The following is a 20,253-nucleotide window of genomic DNA, read 5'->3' on the forward strand; positions in this document are numbered from 1 at the left end:
ACATCTCCCTTTCATGATAGTGCAGAGGTATTAAAACATTTCTTGTAAAAGTATTAGGAATCTATGTCTTTTCTTCATATTCATTGAATTTATTCAGCGAAAATTTATAGCCTATTCCCCAAACTGTTTTAATATATTTCGGATTTTTTGGATCTAGTTCAATTTTATTTCTGAGCTTCATAACATGCACATCAATTGAGCGTTCATTCACTAATGTATGGATTCCACGCAGATAAATGATCAGTTCCTCCCGCGAGAACACCCGCTCCGGATGGTTATAAAGGAGTTTCATAATTTCAAATTCGGTAAAGGTTGTCTCTACTATTTTCCCTTGAACTTTAATAGACCGGTATTCATGTTCAATAACAATGCTTTTATCTTCCGGTCTGGAAATTGAATGACTTCCATCAGCCTCTTTATAATTTGATCTCTGATACGCTCTCCGTAAAATGGCATTCATTCTGGCTAACAGCTCCTTCATGCTGAAGGGCTTGCATAAATAATCATCCGCCCCGGCGTTTAAGGCTTCGACACGGCTCATGACTTCGGTATTCATAGAAATAATTACGATGGGCACCACAGATTCTTTACGAATCTCTCTGCAAACCTCAATGCCGTTTAAGTCAGGCAGCACTAAATCAATGATCACAAGATCGGGTTGCTTTTCCTCAATAAGAGCAAGTCCTCCGGTTCCTGTATCTACTCTGTAAACAATATTGCCTTCTTCTGCAAGATACATCTTTATCATGTCACCGATAATCATGTCATCCTCAATAAGTATTACTTTCATAATAAAACCCTCTCATGATCAAGTACATCCTTGCTGTCACCAGGATATGCATTATCTAAATAGTGCTGTATAGAAGAGATGATCCCCAGAAGCTCATCCTCCAAATTGTCCAATCCATTCTGGAGATCAGCATCCTGCTCTAGTTCTAATTCAAGCCTCATTGCAGCTGTCAGCAGCCGGTCGGCACACAGATTCCCTGCCACACCCTTAAAGGTATGAAGCATCCGATGATATCCAGTTAAATCGTCATTGTTCAGGGCATCCCGCAGTTGTTCAACAAAAAGCTTATAGTCACGAATAAACACAGTGAACATATAACGTACAATATATTCTTTTCCGCTAACTCTTTGCAAAAGCAATTGATAATCTATTCCTTTGACACGTCTGTTCAGTAACGCAATTAGTGCATCGACCTGAAGCGGCTTGGTCAATACACCGTTCATCCCAATGCGGTAATACATTTCATGCTCTTCCTTTACAGTATTTGCGGTCAGGGCTATGACGGGCAGGTGGTCATACTCGCGGTTCTGCCGTATCTTCTTCGTCACCTCAATTCCACTAAGTTCAGGCATATGAATGTCCAGTAAAAGCAAGTCCCATCCCCCATGTTCCAGTAAAGCCAGAGCCTCCTTACCATCATTTGCTGCGGTTACCTCAAAGCCGTATGAAGTCAGAAGCTCTGTGACAACAAGCTGATTAATTTCGTTATCTTCTGCTAACAGAATTTTCCGCTGAATCCCGGGTAAGGAAAGCTTCCCGCTACCCTTAATCTCATGCGGTGAATCCGGTTCATTCTTGAACAAGGTGTACATGGCCTGGTACAGGCCGTTACGGCTAACGGGCATTAGAATTAGAGCATCCGGCTGCAGACTCGCAGGCAATTTCGAAATCCCATCACGTACCTCTGCCGTTGAAATTGCAACATAGCGAACGGGATGTGTATGATGTATTTTCTGAAGCTGCAGCCAGTCGTTCAACCCTTCCCGCTCATTCATACTTAAATCAACCACAATCACTTCAACAGGCAGATGAGAATAAACAAGATCCGATTGTTCACATGCCGCAACATCAAAGTTCATTGATTCCAGCATAGAGCATAACCCGTTTCTAACCGCAGCATTGTTCTCAATGACAAGAACTTTGGTTTGTGAAAATTCCATCCGCTCCTCCAGCTGAAGCAATTCATCCGGTCGTGCATATTCAAAGGGAATGGTAAAGGAAAACTTACTGCCCTGTCCCGGCTCGCTGCTGATTTCAATATCTCCTCCCATCAGTTCAACAAAGTATTTGCAGATCGGAAGTCCCAGGCCGGTTCCTCCACCCATCTGTCTGGAATAATGTCTGACCTGCATGAAGGGTTCAAACAGATGATCGATCTGATCGCTCGTAAGCCCGATGCCCGTATCTTCTACCGAGAATTCCAAATGAATAATATCTTCTTCATATCTTACGGGTTCAACCTTGACGTATATATGCCCCCTATCCGTAAATTTAATGGCATTGTTTATCATATTGATAAGAATTTGTTCAACGCGCAGAGAATCACCATAGAGCATCTCCGGAATATCCGCCGATGTATCAATAATGAACTTTAGCTGTTTCGATCCGAGAAGCACGGCAAGAATATCCGATAATTCCTGCATCAGCTGATGCAGATTAAAATTAACCTTTTGCAGTTCAATTTTACCGGCCTCAATCTTCGAGAGATCAAGAACATCATTAATAATACCAAGCAAGGTATGGGACGAGGAGAGAATTTTGTTCAAATAATCTTTTTGCACCGGAGACATTTCCTGTCTAGTCAAAAGCTCCGTGAGACCTATGATTCCGCTAAGCGGGGTACGTATTTCATGGCTCATGCGGGCAAGAAACTCGCTTTTTGCCTTATTAGCTTCGTCAGCCGCCCTGCTTTTCTTCACATGGGTAATATCATGCCCAGTGGTTATAACCCCTATTACTTCCTCTTTCATGTTAAAGAACGGAGACAAAGTGACATCATATTGATGTTCTCTCCTGGCTGATCTAAAGCTGTATTCAAATCTCTCCATCGTTCCATTTGAGATGACCTGTCTGAAGTAATAGAGCCATTGCTCAACATGCTCACCCGCTGGCATCTGTTCTGTTATCATTGTCCCAATCAGGCTCTCAGGCGATATTCGAAGCGTCTCGGCCACTTTATTATTTACAGATGTAATTCGTCCCTGCACATCAAACCACACTATGAAATCCTGGGTGCTCTCCACAAGCGAACGGTATAACTCCTCACTCTCTTTAAGCTTCTTCTCTGATTCCATGCGCTGGGAAATATCTATAACAGAGCCGATGATAGCGCCAACGATGTTGTCATAGAAAACTGGATTCAGATTGATAAGCAGCGTATGCTCCTTAAATAATATTTCAAATGTCTGCGGTTCTCCGGCCCAGGCCTTTTCCTTTTGAATCTTCATAAAAATACTTAGATCCTCAGGGAATAAATCCAGTCTATCAAGTGTCTTGCCGACGAGTTCACTGGAGGAAATCCCCAGTTCAACACACAAGGCACCTCCGGCAATTTTATATTTGAATTCTTCATTTTCTCTGGTCAATTTATAGATAAATCCAGGTTGCAGATGAAGAATCTCTAACAGATCGCTTTGCATCTCATCGAACCGTTGCTTCAGCCTCTGGGCATTGCACATATAGAATAACTTTGCCGCGATAAATAACCCGGATGCCTCATACACGGCCAAAAATTGCAGACTGGCGGATAAAGAATGTGAGTTGTCAATATAATTATAAAATAATATCAACAGAAGATTGGTCACGGTGACTAAGATGATCCACTGCTTCCAGAAGGAGTGAATATAGCGGATGGTTATATTGCAAACAATAAAAATGATGGACACATCAATAATCCCCACTATCATCATCTTTATGGATGGCTCATAAATAAGACGGGGAAGGATAATTAACAAAGCCGCCAATGCTGATGCGAATGGGCCGCCAATGGAAGCAGCAATGAGTATGGGGATGGTACTCAGGTCCGCAATCAGGCAATTATTAAAGGGATGACTAACAGAATATATTAGAATGACGCCCACAAGGCCCTGGTATATCCCCACTTTCCAAGTGTAGCCTGTTAAAACCCCCAGATTAATGTTTACCCTCATCATAAAGTGCTCGAAAAAAAACGTAAAAATCGTCAACAGGCAAAAACTGAGAATCAAATCACGAATCAACTCACTACCACCTTATAAATACATTATTGGTTTGTATTTGGCAATTTTAAGATCAACATGATTATATACAAAAAATGTCGAACAATATACACCGTTCGACAAAATGCCACACATTTCAACATTTGTTTGATATTTTACAAACACTTAGTCAGCAGATATAGTCTCTATCACTTTTTCAAAGTCCAGAAGAACAAGCAGCTTCCCCTCGACTTGCACAATCCTCTGACTAAACCCGCGCTGCACTTGTAAGGCCTCAAGAGTCTGATTCATCTTCGCCGGATTAAACTGATTGATTCTCAATGCCTCATGGACATGAAACGCGGCAGCCTTATTATTCTTCATCTCAGCAATAATATATTTGCCCTGTATCTGTCCAGTTCTCCTTGCAGAAGGATACCCGAAACATTTAGCCAGGTCTATGACTGCAATGGCTTCTCCACGAAACTGAATCAGCCCCTCCATGTAAGGATGTGCTAATGGAACTGGAGTAACCGGAATAGTATTAATAACCTCCCTTACTTGCTGCACATACGTACAATACAGATCATTGCCTAGCAGAAACTCAACAATTCCGACTTCTTCTGTATCCGTTACTGGTAATAATCGCCGTACTGTCATTTCCTCGCCCCATTCATTCAATATCATTGACACTATGTATAGATTGAACTTGGAAACTTGAGGAGGAGGAAGGAGTGACGAAGGGGGATTTTGGAACTGAAGGAGCGATAGCAATCGCCTTAGTCTGCGGATTTCCACCGCGAACAGCAGTATAATCATGAAATCTGCAGACAACAGCGGCCGGAAGTCCAAATATTCACCGCAGTGGCGACTGATTCTTCACTCTAAAATCTCAAGTACAATCTATATTGTTTTAACTATAAATCCAAATTGTTATATAACATGTTTATATGCTATTTAATTTCTGTTTGATAAATTAATACAAAATACATATTACCCTTGCAATAAATTCAGGATTGCTCATATGCAGACAAACAATTTGCATCAAAATTTATATATAAGTCTTTGAGGGCATGGATCTGAATCCATAAACAAGGAATGGGATTTCTTTGGGCTGGAGGAAGATATCCAATATAAGCGCGGCAAAGTGTGGAAAGAATTTCAAAAATGTATATGGCTTCGAACAGGGGGACTGGAGACTATTACAATAGCAATCCTGCAACTTTCCGAATGGAATTAGGACTGGTTCTAAGGGATATTCTGGAGGTTCCGTACGTATGCCGTTATCTTCCCCTTGCTGCTTTTTGATGCTCCGGTGATCATACGAAGCAAGGGGACAAGAAAGGGCAGCCAAACATAAACATGATATGGGATCCAGTATTGCTGCAATGCTTAAACAAGAAATAAAAAAGGAAATCTTATGGAACGCTGCATTAATCGTCTGGATCGCACCGAATTTTAGGTGTTGCTCCAGGCTTCAGCGTACTGCTCATCTTTGTAGCCGACTGTAACCTTCTTGCCGTCAGTGACAACCGGACGCTTGATCAGCATCCCGTGGCTGGCGAGCAGCTCAAGCTGCTTATCTTCACTGAGACCGGCCAGCTTGTCCTTCAGATTAAGTTCCTTGTAGACCTCACCGCTCGTATTAAAAAACTTCTTCAGCGGCAGTCCGCTGTTCTTCAGCAGGACGCGCAGCTCCTCCACTGTGGGCGGCTGCTCGGCAATATGCTGCAAGTCCAGCTCATGCCCCTGCTCCTTCAGCCATTTCACTGCGGCGCGGCAGGTGCTGCATTTCGGATATTGATACACCTTCAATTGACTCATATGGTTCTCCTTTTATTATAAGCGCAGCGGCAATGTTGCAGTACGCTGATTATTAGGGCTGCCGGCGCAGCCGCGTTCACGGGCCGGATGGCCGGAAGTCAAACATTCTCTGCAGCCACGGCTAATCCCCACAGTGGAATTTTCCCATTTTAATCTAAATAGATGGAAATTGTACATTTATTTAGCGTGAATTAGCAGCTTAATAGGAATTAGTTGGATTTTCAACACTTAATTTGAGCGCATTCGATACTTTTCGGCCAAACCTCTTAGATTAGTTGTACTTTTTCCACTTGTTGGATTTAGAGTGGAGAAACAGCTAAGAATAAGTGCAGCCTCGCACTTATTTCATAATCTCACGCTGGCGCCTGGCTGTACCCGCCAGCGAAATCTTCAGCATCCCCTTATATCACGGCCAGGCTGCTGAGACAGTTATTGCCCTGCACCAGTCTCACGCAGCTTCGCCTGCAGCTGCGCCATATCCGGCGGCAGCGGAGCCTCGAAGACCAGATCGGCATGCGTGACCGGATGCCGGAAGGACAGGCGCACCGCATGCAGCGCCTGGCGCGGAATGGACGCGTCCAGCTCCGCGATCTCTGCCAGCTGCGCCGCTTCCACGGGCGACAGCTCCGCCTCCTGCCTCTCTCCGCCCGGCAGCGTCAGCCTGGCTTCTTGCGACTCGCCGCCGGGCAGCACCAGCCCGGCCTCCCGCTCTCCGCTGCCCGGCGGAACGAGCCCGCCTGCCGCCTGCCCGCGGGCATACAAAGGGTGACGGTACATGCCGTCACCGATCAGCGGGCAGCCGATCGAGCTCATATGCACCCGGATTTGATGGGTGCGCCCGCTCTCCAGCTTCAGCTCCACGCGCGAAGCCGCGCGCGGATAGACCTCCTTGACCTCGTACCGGGTCAAGGAAGGATAACCATCCGGCGTCACAATCCGCCGGTGCGGCTCCAGCGGGTCGCGGTCGATCGGACCGGCGATGTCGCCGCTCTGCAGAGCGGGAACCCCGTGCACAAAAGCAGCATACCGCTTGTCCACCGTCCCGGCGATCATCTGCTCGGAGATATGCTGATGGCTGTACGGGTTCTTGGCAATGACCAGTACACCGGAGGTCTCCTGGTCCAGCCGGTGGACAGGGCGGAAGCGGACCCGCTCCCCCTTCTCCGCCCAGTAATGCACCACTCCGTTCGCGAGCGTCTCCGTGTAATGGCCATGGGTCGGATGGACAATGATCCCCGCGGCTTTGTTCACGACTAGCAGATGGCCGTCTTCATATAGAATCTCAAAAGGAATCGGCTGCGGCAGGATATCCTCTGACGTTTCTTCCTCCATCCGGATCTCTACACGGTCACCGCTGCTTACCTTGACGCTGATATAGACACGCTCTCCGTTCAGCGTAATCCCGAGGTCTGTCATCTTCAGACGGGACAACAGCTTACGGGAGACATCCATCCGCTTCTGCAGTATGGTTTTGAGCAGCCAGCCGTCTTCATCCGGCGGCACAATATAGGTAATCGGCGGATAGTAGCTGGTCATTTGTTCCGGAACACCTTTTTGCTGCGTAAATATTCCACCTCAGCAACCTCCAGCCGTGTATTGGCGGCACGGGCCAGCGCGAAGAAATAATCAGAGAGTCTGTTCAGATAGACAACAGCCTCCGGGTTAATATCCGCACTGCGTCCAAGGGTCACAGCCCGGCGCTCCGCACGGCGGCAGACCGTCCGGCAGACATGCAGAACCGAGGACAGCTGGCTTCCGCCGGGCAGAATGAAGCGCTCCAGTACCGGATTCTCCGCCTGCAGCACATCGATCCAGCCTTCCAGACGCGCGGCCATCTCGCTTTTCACCTTATATTTGTTCTCGCTCAGCTTCACGAACGCCAGGTCCGAACCGCAGTCAAACAGCTCATGCTGAATCTCCAGCAGCTGCTCCCTAACATCCGCGAACCGTTCATCCTCCATCAGACTCCGTGCCTGGCCGACAAAACAGTTCAGCTCGTCTATGGTGCCATAAGCCTCGACGCGGACATCGTCCTTGCCCACACGGCCGCCGATGACTGAGGTTTCCCCTTTATCCCCCGTACGCGTATAGATCGCCATAGTATTTCCCTCCTAAGTTGCAAATCACATAGTAATAGTGTAATCGTTCTTATGTATGTAGGCAAACAAAGATCAGCATTTCTGACATGTAAATAACTCCCTAATGAGCTAATATGGAATGCACCCGATCCCCACCCCGCCTACGGCTTCCGGAAAGTAATACAGTACATCAGGCCTTTGCATACTTCCTTATACTCGATCTCCAGCATATCCTGCGGAATGAGTCCAAGCACCCCTGGCAACTCCTCCCCCTGCTGAAAATACCCCTTAACCACCGGCACCTTCCCGTACGTTCCCTTTACCAGCTTCTCTGTCTCATCGGCAATCATCAGTCTGGTGCCCGGCTTCGCCACCCGGATCATCTCCAGTACCGCAGCTCCCGGATCACTGAAATAATTGATACCGCCGACATGATAGACACAATCGAAGACGTTGTCCTTAAAAGGCAGCTTCTCCGCCTGTCCCTTGAACAGATGTCCCTGAAGCTTCCAGCGCCGCAGATTGCGCACCGCCTGCTTCAGCATTCCGCTGGAGATATCCAGTCCGTACAGCTCTGCCTGTACACCCAGATAGGGGAAATTATCGCCGCTGCCCACCGAGGTCTCCAGCACACGGTCACCTTCCCGCAGTTCAAGCGAAGACAGAAACTGTCCTCTGTAGCTGCGTTCCCCGCCGAATTTCAGGGCGAAATAGGCTTTGTTGGACAGCCGGTAGAAACGGGCTATCCGGTTGTACAGCTCAAGGTACTTTTTGTTGCTGCCCTCGGCATCCGCTTCTCCCAAAAAGGCGAGAAAGCCCTGCTTCAACGGGTACTTACGCCCGCTCTCCGGATTAACGGCTCCCGTTCCTTCGAGCTTCAGCTCATCATACGTATAGGGGTCCCGCAGTATATCGGCTTGTAACATGAATATCATCCTCTTTTTCCGGTACGCTGCAGAAGAGCCCGTACCTTTAGAATCATCGTGAGTATTCATTATATCCCTGCCGCAGGAGTCCTCCATCGGGCCCCGGGTCCACCTCCTCCTCCGCCCCGGGACGTACAAGCATTACAGCAGCCTGAACCCCAGGCAAGGTTCCCCGGCTTCGATCGTCCGCCTCATTCGGGCAAGATATGCCTTCTGGCCGTCCGTAAGCGCGCCCGGATCTGTGTGCACCATATGATAGGTATACGAATAAAGATGCCGGTAATCTATAAAGTAGCCGATCTGAGCCATGAACCCGGTATCTGTGTTACCCCTGCGGTAGCCTTCCATAAAAGCGTGATAAAATGCCAGCACAGCGTCCTTCTTGCCCGCATCTTCCGGCACAGTCTGGGCCATATGATAGACGGCAATGGCAATATCATACGCAAACCAGTGATATTCCGCATCCCCGAAATCTATCACTGTCAGCGAGCCGTCATGCACCAGGAAGTTATGCGGATGAAGGTCGCCATGAATCAGGCCGAATTCATTCCCGGAGGTGCCAAGGCGGCTGAATTCTTCCTGGTATACCTTCCACTTTTGCAACAAAAGAGCGTCTGTTTCTATCCTCTCCGCCAGCAGAATTATATTCTCCTGCCCATGTGGATGCGGATGGACTGCCTGGTAGCTCCGGGCACAGGAATGCAGCCTTCCCATCGCCTCTCCCCAGTGCTCGAATAACAGCGGATTCCAAACCGTCTTATCTTCCCGATTCACATGTGTACCTTTAACCTTATGGAACAGAATATAATAAAAAGGCTCTGACACCGGGTAAATATACTTCCCGGACTCCAGGCACAGCGGGCGGATCGCACTCACTTCACTCTCCTGCAGGTAGTTCAGCCATTCCATTTCCGGCAAAATGTGTTCCTTGGGGACCACGCTGTGATCCAGTATTTTGACGACGATATTCTCGGCTCCTGCCCGTTCAAGCTCAAATACATTGTCATTATACCCTCCAAGATGCTTGACCGCTTCAGGAGGACAGCCGAGCTCTGTGAACACCTGCTGCCGGATACTCTCTGGAATCATCGCACTCCCCCCTGTCCCTGCAAAAACTGTATCAGCTCCCGGTTGACCCGCTCCGGCTGTTCCATATTGATGCCATGGCCTGAGCCCCCGATCACCTTATAGCGGAAATCCCCGTCCTGAAGTATGCCAATAAAATCCTTCTTATGCTGCAGCTTGTAATCCCCGATCAGAAAATACAGCTTATCCCTGACTATAGCCGCGCGGGCCTTGTCATAGAGCTCAGTTCTCTGGATAAACATCGCCTGTTGGTTATGATTCTTCATGAGCAGCACCACATGCTCGGCCAGTTTAGGATGTTTTTCTACAAGTCGTGATTCCGGCGAACTGAGCTTATTAAATACCTTAAGCAGATTTTTGCGCGTAGGTACCATGATTTCCGGGAACATCATCAGCAGCGTCTGGATCATGCTTTTTAACGGAGCCGTGACCATCCCGCCTTCCATACAGACTGCCCTAAGAACTCGTCCAGGCTCGTTAATCACATAATTGAAGGCCATGTACGCTCCATTCGATACACCTGCCACATAGAATTGTTCCAGTTTCAATCCATCAGCTACGCTGTTAATCCAATCTACCTGATTAAAATTCTGATTATTGAACCTGGCACCCGGCAGGCTCTTCCCAGGCCCTCCCAGCGTATCCACCGCAATGCAGCAGAAATGCCGGGACAGCTCCCGTATATTCAGCAGCCACATCACCGCCGAATTATCGCCTACCCCATGGAACAGGAGCAGGGGCGGCAAACCGGCCTCTCCCGCCGTTATACAATGTGTTGTCCCGTAAGGAGTCTCGATATCCAGCTCCCGAACCTCCGTCCCCCAGTCCCCGAGCAGCTCATCATAGGAACGGAGAACCTGTTCCTTGCCGGCATCACTTTTAAATACCTTGACCATGGCTAATTCCACCTTTTCGGATATGGGATGGGCTAATGATCTCTTTTCATGAAGCGCAGAACCAGTTCGGTTGAGGGAAAAGGAGCGGCAGCTGTGGTCTGTATCCTCGCTATACCAAGCCCCTGGATGAAGGAGAAATAGGCGACGGCGATTTCCACCGGATCACCCTGGATAATCTCCCCTGCCTCCTGCCCGGCGATGATCAAGGGAACGAGATGCTCGAATGGCTTCATAATCTTCTCCTTCGCAACAAGCTTAGCCGCCTCCGGAATAGCTTCCGAGGTTGCCGTCTGCAGAAGAATGAGCCGGAAGTGCTGCAAGGCAATACTGCCTTGCGACAGGAATGCCTCGGTCAGCCAGGTAATCCGCTCCAGCGGGGTTCCGTCCAGCTCTGCTGCATATTGCACCGACATTCCTGCTCCGTCCGAAGCCAGCTCAACAATTCTGGTGAAGATATCGTCTTTGGATTTGAAATACATATAGACATACCCCTGGCTGAAGCCTGCACTGGCGGCGATATCCTTGATTTTGGTCCCGGCATAGCCTTTCCTGGAGAAGACCTCGACAGCATGATAAATGATCTGCCGGATCGCCTTGTCCGGAGCCAATAGCTCAAAACCCTCAATGAATTTACGTTCCAGCAATTTGCCGTTGTCGCTCTTGCTGTTACCACTCTTGCTGTTATCACTCTTGCTGTTATCACTCTTGCTGTTATCACTCACGATTCCCATCTCCCTTATAATGAATGACTGTTCATTCATTATACTGTGAAAGGATATTTATGTAAATTAAAAGAGTAGACCTGCTTTGCCGCAGAAAAGTTATAGCATCCAGCAAATAAGTTCATTCATATATTCAGTACAAACTCACCCTAACTGGTGAATCAATCTGAAGCTTATGCGGCCAATGTAGCCAGTGCAGCTTATGTAGATATTAAGGCCACATCGCGATGCTTCACTCAGACTATTTACTGGGCAGTCTTCGGCGAAATCACACGCCAGAGCTTCTCATTTCCTCCTTTTGCGTGCAAACTGTGAAGTGCTCCTCTTTCCCGCATGCCGTCCGCTTTCGGCGGATTCAGGGGCACTTTTGCTCCTCTTTCCCGCATCCCGCCCACTTTCGGCGGATTCAGGGGCACTTCTACCCCTCATTTCCTCCTGCCGCCCGCTTTCGGCGGATTCAGGGGCACTTTTGCTCCTCTTTCCCGCATCCCGCCCACTTTCGGCGGATCCAAAGGGATTTATCCCTTTATTTTCCCCATCCCGCCCACTTTCGGCGGATCCAAAGGGATTTATCCCTTTATTTTCCCCATCCCGCCCACTTTCGGCGGATTCAAAGGGATTTATCCCTTTATTTTCCCCATCCCGCCCACTTTCGGCGGATTCAGAGGGATTTTTCCCTTTATTTTCAGCATCCCGCCCACTTTCGGCGGATTCAGAGGGATTTATCCCTTTATTTTCAGCATCCCGCCCGCATTCGGCGGAACCAGAGGGATTTTTCCCTTTAATTTCCCCATCCCGCCCACTTTCGGCGGATTCAGAGGGATTTATCCCTTTTATTTTCCCCATCCCGCCCACTTTCGGCGGATTCAAAGGGATTCCTGATACAAGAATAGTTCTGTCCTTCGGATGGATAGCTTCCAATTACGAAAATCATAATCACCTACACGGTGCGACTGTGAGGCGCAATAAAAAACGGACACCTCCCGCAATGGGATATGTCCGTTTCAATATAAATCAGCCGGTTAATCGTTCTTACGGTGGCGGCCTCTCATATACTCATTAATCTTCAGGTCCAGCAAGCTGCTGATGGCAATTACATTATCCGAGGTAAAGGATTTCTCCTGTATAAAGAGCTGTTCCATTCTGCTGCGGAGGACCTGTATTTCATTTTCCAGCGAGAGCCTGCGTGCATTTGCATCACCCCTGGGAGGATGTATCCCGCTTCCGGAACTACATTCCCCGCCATAGGAAGGTAAGTAATAATCTGCGCTCAGCACAATCATCCCTCCTAATGTATTATTGCGTGATATCCGGATACCTGATACTGAATTCTTCCTATCCGGACTCTGCGCCCTATTCTAGAATAAGACCTCCATGTAAGTGTATTACAGGTGTTTCTTGTCCTTAGAGTAAAATAATACCATATAGAAGAGTGATCGGCTATAGTTCAATTTACTTCATTCTGTTTGCATTACTCTGCCCGCTCGCGGGCCAGCTGTGAGACAAATGCCCCAATCCGTTCAACTGCTTCGTTCAGCTGGGATACCGAGGTTGCATAAGAGCAGCGGAGGTATCCTTCACCGCCCAGACCGAATACACTGCCCGGAACCGCAGCTACCTTATATTCCAGAAGCAGGCGCTGGGCGAATTGATCGGAGGTCAGCCCGGTGCGCTGAATACTCGGAAAAGCATAGAACGCGCCTTGCGGCTCATGACAGTCCAGCCCGGCATCGCGCAGCCCTTTGACGATCAGCCGGCGCCGCTGATTATAGGAATCCGCCATCCGGTCCTTCTCTTCCATTCCATTGGTCAATGCCTCCAGAGCAGCCACCTGGCCCATCGAAGGCGCGCACATGACTGTGTACTGGTGAATCTTCAGCATCGCGGAGATCAGGTCCGGGTGACCGCAGGCATATCCCATCCGCCAGCCGGTCATGGCGAAGGCTTTGGAGAAGCCGCTGACCAGAATGGTCCGGTCAATCATGCCCGGAAGGGAGGCAAAGCTTACATGATTGCTTCCATAGGTCAATTCAGCATAAATTTCATCGGAAATTACTATGAGATCATGTTTCTCTACCACTTTGGCAATCGGTTCCCAATCCTCACGGCTCATAATCGCACCCGTCGGATTGCTCGGATAGCAGAGAATAAGAATCTTGGAGCGCGGGGTGATCTTGGCTTCCAGATCAGCCGCCGTAAGCTTGAAGTTATTCTCTCCGAAGGTCTCAATACCGACCGGAATCCCGCCGCCGATTGCTGTTATCGGTGAATAAGAGATATAGCAAGGCTCGGGAATCAGAATCTCGTCTCCCGGTGAGATCAAGGCCCGGAGCGCCAGATCTATCGCTTCACTGCCGCCGACGGTGGCGATAATCTGGTTCGCAGGATCATATTGCACCGCGAAGCGGGTCTGCAGATATTCGGCAATGCCTTCTCGAAGCTCCGGCATGCCGGCATTGGAGGTATAACCGGTGAAGCCGCGCTCCAGCGAGTAGACGCAGGCTTCCCTGACATGCCAGGGAGTCTTGAAATCCGGTTCCCCGACACCCAGTGAAATAATATCCTTGCTGCCTGCCGCCAGATCAAAAAACTTGCGGATGCCCGAGGGCTGTATCTGCTGGACCAGCGGGGCCAAATAGGAATTCATCGACTTCGTAATCATGGCATTACATCCTTCACGGAGATATCATCAGACGGTTGTCTTCTTCATGCTCTTCAAAGATGATACCGTCCTGTTTGTATTTTTTGAGCGTAAAGTTAGTTTTGGTAGAGAGTACTGCATCAATCGGCGACAGCTTCTCGGAGACGAAATTGGCGACCTCCCGCAGATTGCGGCCTTCCACTTCGACCAGCAAATCGTATGCGCCGGACATCAGATAGACCGATTTGACCTGCGGATACAGATAGATCCGCTCGGCAATGCCTTCAAAGCCCCGGCCGCGTTCCGGTGTAATCTGAACCTCGATCAGCGCAGTCACGCGTTCATCGTCCACTTTATCCCAATTAACCACAGTCGCATATTTCACGATGACATGATCCTGTTCCATTTGTGCAATTACGGTTTTGACATCTTCTTCTTCCGCACCAAGCAGGGTTGCCATTAAAGCTGTAGAGCTTCGCGCGTCCTCCTTGAGCAGTTCCAGCACTTTCCTCTTCAAATCATTCATTTCCTTCATGCCTTCCCTCCGGATAGTTCGCCAGTCCGGTACCCCTGCATCAGGGCAGAGCGCCTGCGAAAAGAGTTTAGTATTAATATGACACGAAAATGACAGTTCTGCAAACAAAATAACCCCGCCTGGGCGGGGTTACAATGGATCTTTTTATTTGTGTTTCTCTACACCAGCGGACGGCAGTCCTATGCTTCATCCGCCCCGCGTGAGGGTTACATATAGTAAGAACCGTTATTGTGCTGGACATTGGCCTGATGCAGCGGAACATTGGAGGCCTGATTGTAGGCACCGGCTCCGCCTGTTTTCTCTCGCACGAACTGCTGGCATTTCTGCTGGGTCTGCTGGGCAGTCTGAATCTGCTTGTCTACATCCTGACGCAGCGCTTTCCCCGGAGCAGTATACATGTTCATTTGTGACATTTGGTTATACAGCTCTCCCTGAAGTCTGAGCGTATCCATCGTCAAATCATTGAATACCCGGCGTACTGTAGGACAATTCGATTCTGTAGCTGCTGTTGTATATTCACGGACTGTCCGCTTCAAATCAGCTAAAACCGTGTTCAGTAAATCCTCATCTGCCATGAATGGCGTTCCGTTTTGTGCGTACACAGTAAAACCTCCTTAAAGTTTGTGGGATATGCTTCCCGGCATCAAATTTGTGTGCGGCCAGTAATAATTATTGCGGCTGGGTTGGTGCATATTGCTGATGCTGATGCAGCAGCTGTACAAGCATATCCATATGGTGGGTATGACTTTGAATTTGCTGTACACAGATTCCTTGCACCGTGGAGTTTTGAGTGGTTCCGGCTGTAGCGGCCAGCTGCTTAATCAGCAAATCTTCGTTGGAAATGGAATCTGCGATATATTCCAGTTCTTTTCCGCTAAGCGCCTGCATTTGGTTAGATTGCATGTTCAGTATTCCCTCCTTCTGGATGTTCAAGCGTTCCTTAGTATGCCGCAGAGCAGAACACTTTATGTGCCAAAAAGCGCAAAGCTGCTTCTGCAAAAATCGGATTAACACCTTATATACCGCGCATGAGCGGCTGCCAAACTGCAAACAATACCTTACCTGGATTATATAAAGGAGCGACCATACCATGAAACTCATCAGCGGGCAGCTGCCCTGGGAGAATACACTGCTTCAACCGCCGGTGTATCCGGTACTAAATGAAGATATTACCTGTGACTGTCTTATTGTAGGCGGCGGCATGGGCGGGGCGACGATGTCCTACCGTATGTCCCTCAGCGGAGCGGATACCGTTCTCATCGATAAAAGAGCAGTGGGCAGCGGAAGCTCCCACGCCAATACGGGACTGCTGCAGATCGCGAACGACAAGTCGCTGACCGCCTGCATGAATACCTTCGGGGAAGAGAACGGCGTGCTGTTCTATAAGCTGTGCCAGCAGGGCGTCCGCGCGATTCTCGACCTGCCGGGCAAGCTGGATATTGATCCGCAGATCATAGAACGCAGCAGTCTGCTGTATGCCAGCGTCCCTGAAGATGTACCCGCCCTGAAGCTGGAAAATGAAAACCTGATCCGGCATGGATTTGATTCTGAATTCTGGGATGAGGATAAAGTACGGTCGCATTATTCCTTCTCCAAACCGGCTGCGCTCTTCTCCCGAGGGGATGCCGAGACCAATCCGCTGCGGACTGTGCACAGCCTGATTGACAAGGCCCACTCCCGCGGAGTCCGCGTCTACGAGCATACCGAAGCCCTTAATTACGAATATAGTGCTGACGGCGTGGTCTGCCATACAGCGAATGGCCGGATTTTTGCGAAAAATGTTGTGTTTGCCATGGGGTATGAAACGCAGGATATGAAAAAGGACCGGGGCGCGGAGCTGATCAATACATATGCCATCATGACGAGGCCTCTTACGGACTTGCCCAAATGGCATGAGCAAAGTCTGCTCTGGGAAACGGCCCGGCCTTATCTGTACTTCCGGACCACACCGGACGGACGGATCATTGCCGGCGGCAAGGATGAACAGCTCACCAGTCCCGAGCGCCGCGATGTCCGTGTGCTCTCCCAATGCCAGCGGCTGCTGGAGGAGCTTGTGGCCCTGTTCCCGGAGCTTCAGGGAATAGAGGCTGAATACTCCTGGGGAGCGGTCTTCGGCTCTACCCGTGACGGCTTGCCTTATATTGGGCCGCATCCGGAGTACCCGCACTGCTATTTCATTGAAGGCTACGGGGGCAACGGAACCGTCTACAGCATGATCGCGGCCGAGCTGCTCGCAGATACCCTTGCCGGCAAGGTGCGCCCCGAGCTGGAGCTGTTCTCGCTGACCCGTACAGCGAAGCCTGCGCCGTCTCCGGCAATTCAGGCGTAAGCAGCTGAGCCTGCGGGAGCCTGAATTGCCGGAGACGGCAGGAGCAGCAGCAAGTACACGCTGGAAAGGGATGCTCCGCAAGCCTGATGGCTGCGGAGCATCCCTTTTATAATAAAGCTGACAATATGGAATAATAGCTTATTGTGCTTTTACAAACTCAGCAGATTTGATCCCTGCCTGCCGTCCAAAGATAATAATCTCGGCTACAGAATTCCCGCCGATCCGGTTCTGGCCGTGTAATCCGCCGACTACCTCACCTGCTGCAAAAAGTCCTGTGATCGCTTTGCCGTCTTTGTTCAAGACCTCTGTATTGGTGTTAATCACCACACCGCCCATGGTGTAGTGAATTCCCGGGCCGATTTGGATCGCGTAATACGGTGCGCCGGACAGATCATTATCCATGCCTGTTGTTCTGCCGAATTCCGCATCCGACTTATTCTTCACTGCGCTGTTCCAGGTATCTACGGTCTTCTTCAGCTGATCTGCCGGAACGTTCATTTGTTCTGCCAGCAATTCGATGGTATCCGCTGTTTTGACTACACCCATCTTGATGTACTGGTCCACCGCTTTGACGCGGGATTTCACGCCGGAATCAAACACCAGATACGCTGATTTCTCCGGAAGTGTATTGATGGAAGCTGTCACTTTATCACGGGTATCCATTTCGTTGCCGAAACGTTTGCCCTCGCTGGACACCAGAATTGCACCTTCGCCCCGGACCGCTTCACCGATCAGGTAGGATTTCTCCTGTTGTACAGTCGGGTGAACCTGAATCTGATCCAGATCTACCGTTGTGCCGCCAGCCTGTTCAATCATCCGGATGCCGTCGCCGGTGCTGCCGATCTGGTTCGTAGTCACATAACCCTCGAGGTCAGGTCTGACTTCGGTAATCATCTCCATATTGGCGCCGAAGCCGCCGGTTGTTACGATCACTGCTGATCCGGTAATTGTTTTCTCATCGGCCTGGTTGAACAACACCTTGACGCCGTTCACCTTGCCATCCTGCACTGTAAGTTCCTTCACGTCCGCATTAACGAACAAGGGAATCCCTTGCTCTTGTACATTTCTTACGAGTCCGGCAACCAGATATTGACCGACTGCTGAGCCGTCTTCCGGACGGTGGGTGCGCTTCTCTTTCATTCCGCCGGTAATCGTAATATTGTTCAAACGGATTCCGATCGAATCCAGCCAGTCAATGGCACTTGCGGAATTGTCCACGAAAAAGCGGAGCAGCTCCTTGTTGTTCGTATCATGGCCGCCTGCCAGTGTCTCTTCATAGAACAGATCATTGGTATCCTCGATGCCCTGCTCCTTCTGGAACTTCGTCTGCGAAGCGTTCATACCCGAGGAGGATTTGGTAGTATTACCGCCGGCAACCGGCATTTTCTCGAGAATAACCGGGTTCATGCCGTTAGCCTTGGCTTCCAGCGCCGCCGACATTCCGGCGCCGCCTGCGCCGACAATGATGATATCATATTTATCTTTTAACTGATCGTACGGTGTATAGCTCGCTTCGGATGCTCCCGATACGGCTTCGGCTGTCTCTTTAGGTGCAGTGGTTGCTGCTGGCTCTGTGGTTGCGCTGTTCTTACCCTTGCTCTCATTGACACTGCCGTTAGCATTGTTGTTACCGCAGCCTGCGATAACCAGCATAACGGAAAGAACGAGTATAAGAGTCGCTGCATATCTCTTTTTCATAGTAACGCTTGCCCCCTTGTGCATATTTTCACAATTATCATATCCGCAAAAGGGCTATCCTTGGAAGCTTACGTAATTAAAGAAATCATTAAGTAATTAAAGTAAGTGAATTTGCGTGCGGATGTTTATAGTTTTATAATTGGGACTTACACAATCGTATGACTGGGAGGAACTGAACCATGGACAAAAGCAAAAAATATATGCTTGCCGGCGCCATCCTGACCGCAGCTGGTGTTTCTCTAATGACCTATACAGCAAACCGTTACACTTCCTTCAAAAAAGTGGTGGCCAGAACCATCCGGCTGGAGGATATCGCCTCCCTTGAAATTACCCGTCTGTCCTCTGTTCCCGGTGAACAGAAGGATATTGTGGTTACGGAGCCGGAGGCCATCAAACAAATATGTGATGATTTCGCCGACGTCCGGTTAATGAAATCAGCGCGGAATGTAAGCACAGACAACAAATACAGCTATTATATTACCATCGTACAGGCTGACCGGAAGCAGCGGTTTGATATCATTCTCAAGGGCAGGCAGCATATGATTATTTACGATAATGATATGAACAATCCGCATTTAAAAGCTTATAAAATTATGGGTTCCTTCCATCCGCAGGCATTGAAGCTGGCTTTTGCTTAAAACCGCAAGGCGTAGCGTAAATCATCCCCGGAAGCATAGAAGACATTACCTATGAAGTCATGGCCGGAGGAGTCCGGACATGACTTCATAGGATTTCAGGGCCGCTTTAAGCCAGATAGCCAATCTCCGCTTCATCTCTGGAAGGCGCTTCGCCGGCAAGCTGCTTCAGCAGCTTCTTCATCATGACCGAAGCCTTCACCTTGGTATGGAGACACGGTGAAAGCTCCATCTCATAGTCCCCCTGCTTAATAGCCTCCTTCAATTCCTCAACTGTAGAGCAGGATACATGTAGCCGGTTCATTACGCTGCCATACTGCAGGCATTGATGACTGTCACTGCCGGCAACCACAGGAACGCCAAGCTTCTCTGCAAATGGCGTAATCAGGTTCTTGTAGGCTTCAGCCCCCTGCACGTAAATGTCTTTAGCATTGAAATCAAACGCATCCAGCCGCTTAAGCAGCTGAGGGTCCAATTGATGAAGTGGAGTAGAGGTGCGGAACGGATGGGCCCCTATTTTCCACAGATTGAATTCATCCGCCAGATCCAGCAGTCTTTTGAAAGGAATAAAGCTACACTGAGCAGTGTAATCTTCCAGCAAAGAACGGACAGCAAGAACATTCTCCTTAAGCCCGATCAGCAAGATGTGGCCTGTCTCGGCAATATCCACTTCCATTCCCGGAAACAGCTTCAGCCCGTCCACATCATAGTAATGTCCGTTATAGGGATACATCTGATCCAGTGCCTCGTACATTGCGAAGAAATTAGAAGTATTAAAATGCTCTGTCAAAGCGGCTGCCTGCAATCCGTTCACTTTAGCTTCCGACATCATTTCTGCGAAATACGCCGGGGAAAATGCTGATTTCTTGGACAATTTTCCGTGTGTGTGCAGATCAATATTCATATAGGTTAGGCTC

Annotated in this window: 20 protein-coding genes; 2 read left to right on the forward strand and 18 right to left on the reverse strand. The window is 49.2% G+C overall.

Annotated elements, in window-relative coordinates; genetic code table 11:
• Window positions 1–61 precede the first annotated feature (61 nt).
• From NYE33_RS30605 to NYE33_RS30680, 16 genes are all read right to left on the reverse strand, one after another.
• Window positions 62–790, reverse strand: coding sequence for a response regulator transcription factor (locus NYE33_RS30605; RefSeq protein ID WP_042135104.1), 729 nt, complete (start codon window positions 788–790; stop codon window positions 62–64).
• A complete protein-coding gene (locus NYE33_RS30610) occupies window positions 787–4,008 on the reverse strand; it encodes a response regulator (RefSeq protein ID WP_341069083.1) in 3,222 nt (1,073 codons plus the stop codon). The genes NYE33_RS30605 and NYE33_RS30610 overlap by 4 nt, the downstream gene beginning before the upstream one ends.
• 144 nt (window positions 4,009–4,152) lie before the next feature.
• Window positions 4,153–4,653 carry a chemotaxis protein CheW gene (locus NYE33_RS30615; protein ID WP_341069086.1) on the reverse strand — a complete coding sequence of 167 codons (501 nt, stop codon included), beginning with the start codon at window positions 4,651–4,653 and terminating at the stop codon, window positions 4,153–4,155.
• A 771-nt stretch (window positions 4,654–5,424) separates the two neighbouring features.
• Window positions 5,425–5,790, reverse strand: coding sequence for an arsenate reductase family protein (locus NYE33_RS30620; protein WP_042135100.1), 366 nt, complete (start codon window positions 5,788–5,790; stop codon window positions 5,425–5,427).
• Window positions 5,791–6,219: 429 nt separating this feature from the next.
• Window positions 6,220–7,326 carry an RluA family pseudouridine synthase gene (locus NYE33_RS30625; protein ID WP_336102653.1) on the reverse strand — a complete coding sequence of 369 codons (1,107 nt, stop codon included), beginning with the start codon at window positions 7,324–7,326 and terminating at the stop codon, window positions 6,220–6,222.
• On the reverse strand, window positions 7,323–7,889 hold the full coding sequence (locus tag NYE33_RS30630; RefSeq protein ID WP_336102654.1) for a cob(I)yrinic acid a,c-diamide adenosyltransferase: 567 nt from the start codon (window positions 7,887–7,889) through the stop codon (window positions 7,323–7,325). Before NYE33_RS30630 ends, NYE33_RS30625 begins: the two co-directional genes overlap by 4 nt.
• Window positions 7,890–8,029: 140 nt before the next feature.
• Window positions 8,030–8,794, reverse strand: coding sequence for a class I SAM-dependent methyltransferase (locus NYE33_RS30635; protein WP_341069092.1), 765 nt, complete (start codon window positions 8,792–8,794; stop codon window positions 8,030–8,032).
• A 141-nt stretch (window positions 8,795–8,935) separates the two neighbouring features.
• Window positions 8,936–9,883 carry a phosphotransferase enzyme family protein gene (locus NYE33_RS30640; RefSeq protein WP_042135094.1) on the reverse strand — a complete coding sequence of 316 codons (948 nt, stop codon included), beginning with the start codon at window positions 9,881–9,883 and terminating at the stop codon, window positions 8,936–8,938.
• Window positions 9,880–10,776, reverse strand: coding sequence for an alpha/beta fold hydrolase (locus tag NYE33_RS30645; RefSeq protein ID WP_341069094.1), 897 nt, complete (start codon window positions 10,774–10,776; stop codon window positions 9,880–9,882). Before NYE33_RS30645 ends, NYE33_RS30640 begins: the two co-directional genes overlap by 4 nt.
• Window positions 10,777–10,808: 32 nt before the next feature.
• The gene (locus NYE33_RS30650) at window positions 10,809–11,498 is read right to left on the reverse strand and encodes a TetR/AcrR family transcriptional regulator (RefSeq protein ID WP_179093418.1); all 690 of its coding nucleotides are present in this window, start codon (window positions 11,496–11,498) and stop codon (window positions 10,809–10,811) included.
• A gap of 285 nt (window positions 11,499–11,783) precedes the next feature.
• Window positions 11,784–12,419, reverse strand: coding sequence for a hypothetical protein (locus tag NYE33_RS30655; RefSeq protein WP_341069097.1), 636 nt, complete (start codon window positions 12,417–12,419; stop codon window positions 11,784–11,786).
• A gap of 101 nt (window positions 12,420–12,520) precedes the next feature.
• Window positions 12,521–12,715, reverse strand: a complete 195-nt coding sequence (locus NYE33_RS30660; RefSeq protein WP_336102499.1) for an aspartyl-phosphate phosphatase Spo0E family protein — start codon at window positions 12,713–12,715, stop codon at window positions 12,521–12,523.
• Window positions 12,716–12,969: 254 nt separating this feature from the next.
• Window positions 12,970–14,160 (reverse strand): aminotransferase class I/II-fold pyridoxal phosphate-dependent enzyme, encoded by a 1,191-nt coding sequence (locus tag NYE33_RS30665; RefSeq protein ID WP_042135087.1) that lies wholly within the window; start codon window positions 14,158–14,160, stop codon window positions 12,970–12,972.
• A 13-nt stretch (window positions 14,161–14,173) separates the two neighbouring features.
• Complete coding sequence (locus tag NYE33_RS30670; protein ID WP_039308379.1) at window positions 14,174–14,674, reverse strand: Lrp/AsnC family transcriptional regulator; 501 nt, start codon at window positions 14,672–14,674, stop codon at window positions 14,174–14,176.
• 206 nt (window positions 14,675–14,880) lie between these two features.
• A complete protein-coding gene (locus tag NYE33_RS30675; RefSeq protein WP_042135086.1) occupies window positions 14,881–15,276 on the reverse strand; it encodes a spore coat protein in 396 nt (131 codons plus the stop codon).
• 67 nt (window positions 15,277–15,343) lie between these two features.
• The gene (locus tag NYE33_RS30680) at window positions 15,344–15,577 is read right to left on the reverse strand and encodes a hypothetical protein (protein ID WP_039308384.1); all 234 of its coding nucleotides are present in this window, start codon (window positions 15,575–15,577) and stop codon (window positions 15,344–15,346) included.
• A gap of 187 nt (window positions 15,578–15,764) precedes the next feature.
• On the opposite strand from NYE33_RS30680, the gene NYE33_RS30685 reads away from it, so the two are divergent.
• On the forward strand, window positions 15,765–17,003 hold the full coding sequence (locus NYE33_RS30685) for an NAD(P)/FAD-dependent oxidoreductase (RefSeq protein WP_076242635.1): 1,239 nt from the start codon (window positions 15,765–15,767) through the stop codon (window positions 17,001–17,003).
• Window positions 17,004–17,141: 138 nt separating this feature from the next.
• Here the strand turns inward: NYE33_RS30685 and NYE33_RS30690 are convergent, their stop codons facing one another.
• Complete coding sequence (locus NYE33_RS30690; RefSeq protein ID WP_042135081.1) at window positions 17,142–18,701, reverse strand: flavocytochrome c; 1,560 nt, start codon at window positions 18,699–18,701, stop codon at window positions 17,142–17,144.
• Between the two features lie 179 nt (window positions 18,702–18,880).
• Between NYE33_RS30690 and NYE33_RS30695 the strand changes: the two genes are divergently transcribed.
• Entirely contained in the window at window positions 18,881–19,339 is a 459-nt protein-coding gene (locus tag NYE33_RS30695) for a hypothetical protein (protein WP_171718893.1), read from the forward strand.
• 106 nt (window positions 19,340–19,445) lie between these two features.
• Here NYE33_RS30695 and NYE33_RS30700 read toward each other — a convergent pair whose 3' ends face one another.
• A complete protein-coding gene (locus tag NYE33_RS30700; RefSeq protein WP_042234140.1) occupies window positions 19,446–20,240 on the reverse strand; it encodes a PHP domain-containing protein in 795 nt (264 codons plus the stop codon).
• Between the last annotated feature and the right edge of the window lie 13 nt (window positions 20,241–20,253).

Origin of the sequence: Paenibacillus sp. FSL R10-2199 (genome assembly GCF_038000235.1) — a bacterium.
GTDB classification, from domain to species: domain Bacteria; phylum Bacillota; class Bacilli; order Paenibacillales; family Paenibacillaceae; genus Paenibacillus_AQ; species Paenibacillus_AQ phytohabitans.

Excerpts from the sequence above, each read along its gene's own strand:
- NYE33_RS30605 (WP_042135104.1), bottom strand. The coding sequence starts at position 790 with ATGAAAGTAATACTTATTGAGGATGACATGATTATCGGTGACATGATA.
- NYE33_RS30615 (WP_341069086.1), bottom strand. The coding sequence starts at position 4,653 with ATGATATTGAATGAATGGGGCGAGGAAATGACAGTACGGCGATTATTA.
- NYE33_RS30620 (WP_042135100.1), bottom strand. The coding sequence starts at position 5,790 with ATGAGTCAATTGAAGGTGTATCAATATCCGAAATGCAGCACCTGCCGC.
- NYE33_RS30625 (WP_336102653.1), bottom strand. The coding sequence starts at position 7,326 with ATGACCAGCTACTATCCGCCGATTACCTATATTGTGCCGCCGGATGAA.
- NYE33_RS30630 (WP_336102654.1), bottom strand. The coding sequence starts at position 7,889 with ATGGCGATCTATACGCGTACGGGGGATAAAGGGGAAACCTCAGTCATC.
- NYE33_RS30635 (WP_341069092.1), bottom strand. The coding sequence starts at position 8,794 with ATGTTACAAGCCGATATACTGCGGGACCCCTATACGTATGATGAGCTG.
- NYE33_RS30640 (WP_042135094.1), bottom strand. The coding sequence starts at position 9,883 with ATGATTCCAGAGAGTATCCGGCAGCAGGTGTTCACAGAGCTCGGCTGT.
- NYE33_RS30645 (WP_341069094.1), bottom strand. The coding sequence starts at position 10,776 with ATGGTCAAGGTATTTAAAAGTGATGCCGGCAAGGAACAGGTTCTCCGT.
- NYE33_RS30665 (WP_042135087.1), bottom strand. The coding sequence starts at position 14,160 with ATGATTACGAAGTCGATGAATTCCTATTTGGCCCCGCTGGTCCAGCAG.
- NYE33_RS30670 (WP_039308379.1), bottom strand. The coding sequence starts at position 14,674 with ATGAAGGAAATGAATGATTTGAAGAGGAAAGTGCTGGAACTGCTCAAG.
- NYE33_RS30680 (WP_039308384.1), bottom strand. The coding sequence starts at position 15,577 with ATGCAATCTAACCAAATGCAGGCGCTTAGCGGAAAAGAACTGGAATAT.
- NYE33_RS30685 (WP_076242635.1), top strand. The coding sequence starts at position 15,765 with ATGAAACTCATCAGCGGGCAGCTGCCCTGGGAGAATACACTGCTTCAA.
- NYE33_RS30690 (WP_042135081.1), bottom strand. The coding sequence starts at position 18,701 with ATGAAAAAGAGATATGCAGCGACTCTTATACTCGTTCTTTCCGTTATG.
- NYE33_RS30695 (WP_171718893.1), top strand. The coding sequence starts at position 18,881 with ATGGACAAAAGCAAAAAATATATGCTTGCCGGCGCCATCCTGACCGCA.
- NYE33_RS30700 (WP_042234140.1), bottom strand. The coding sequence starts at position 20,240 with ATGAATATTGATCTGCACACACACGGAAAATTGTCCAAGAAATCAGCA.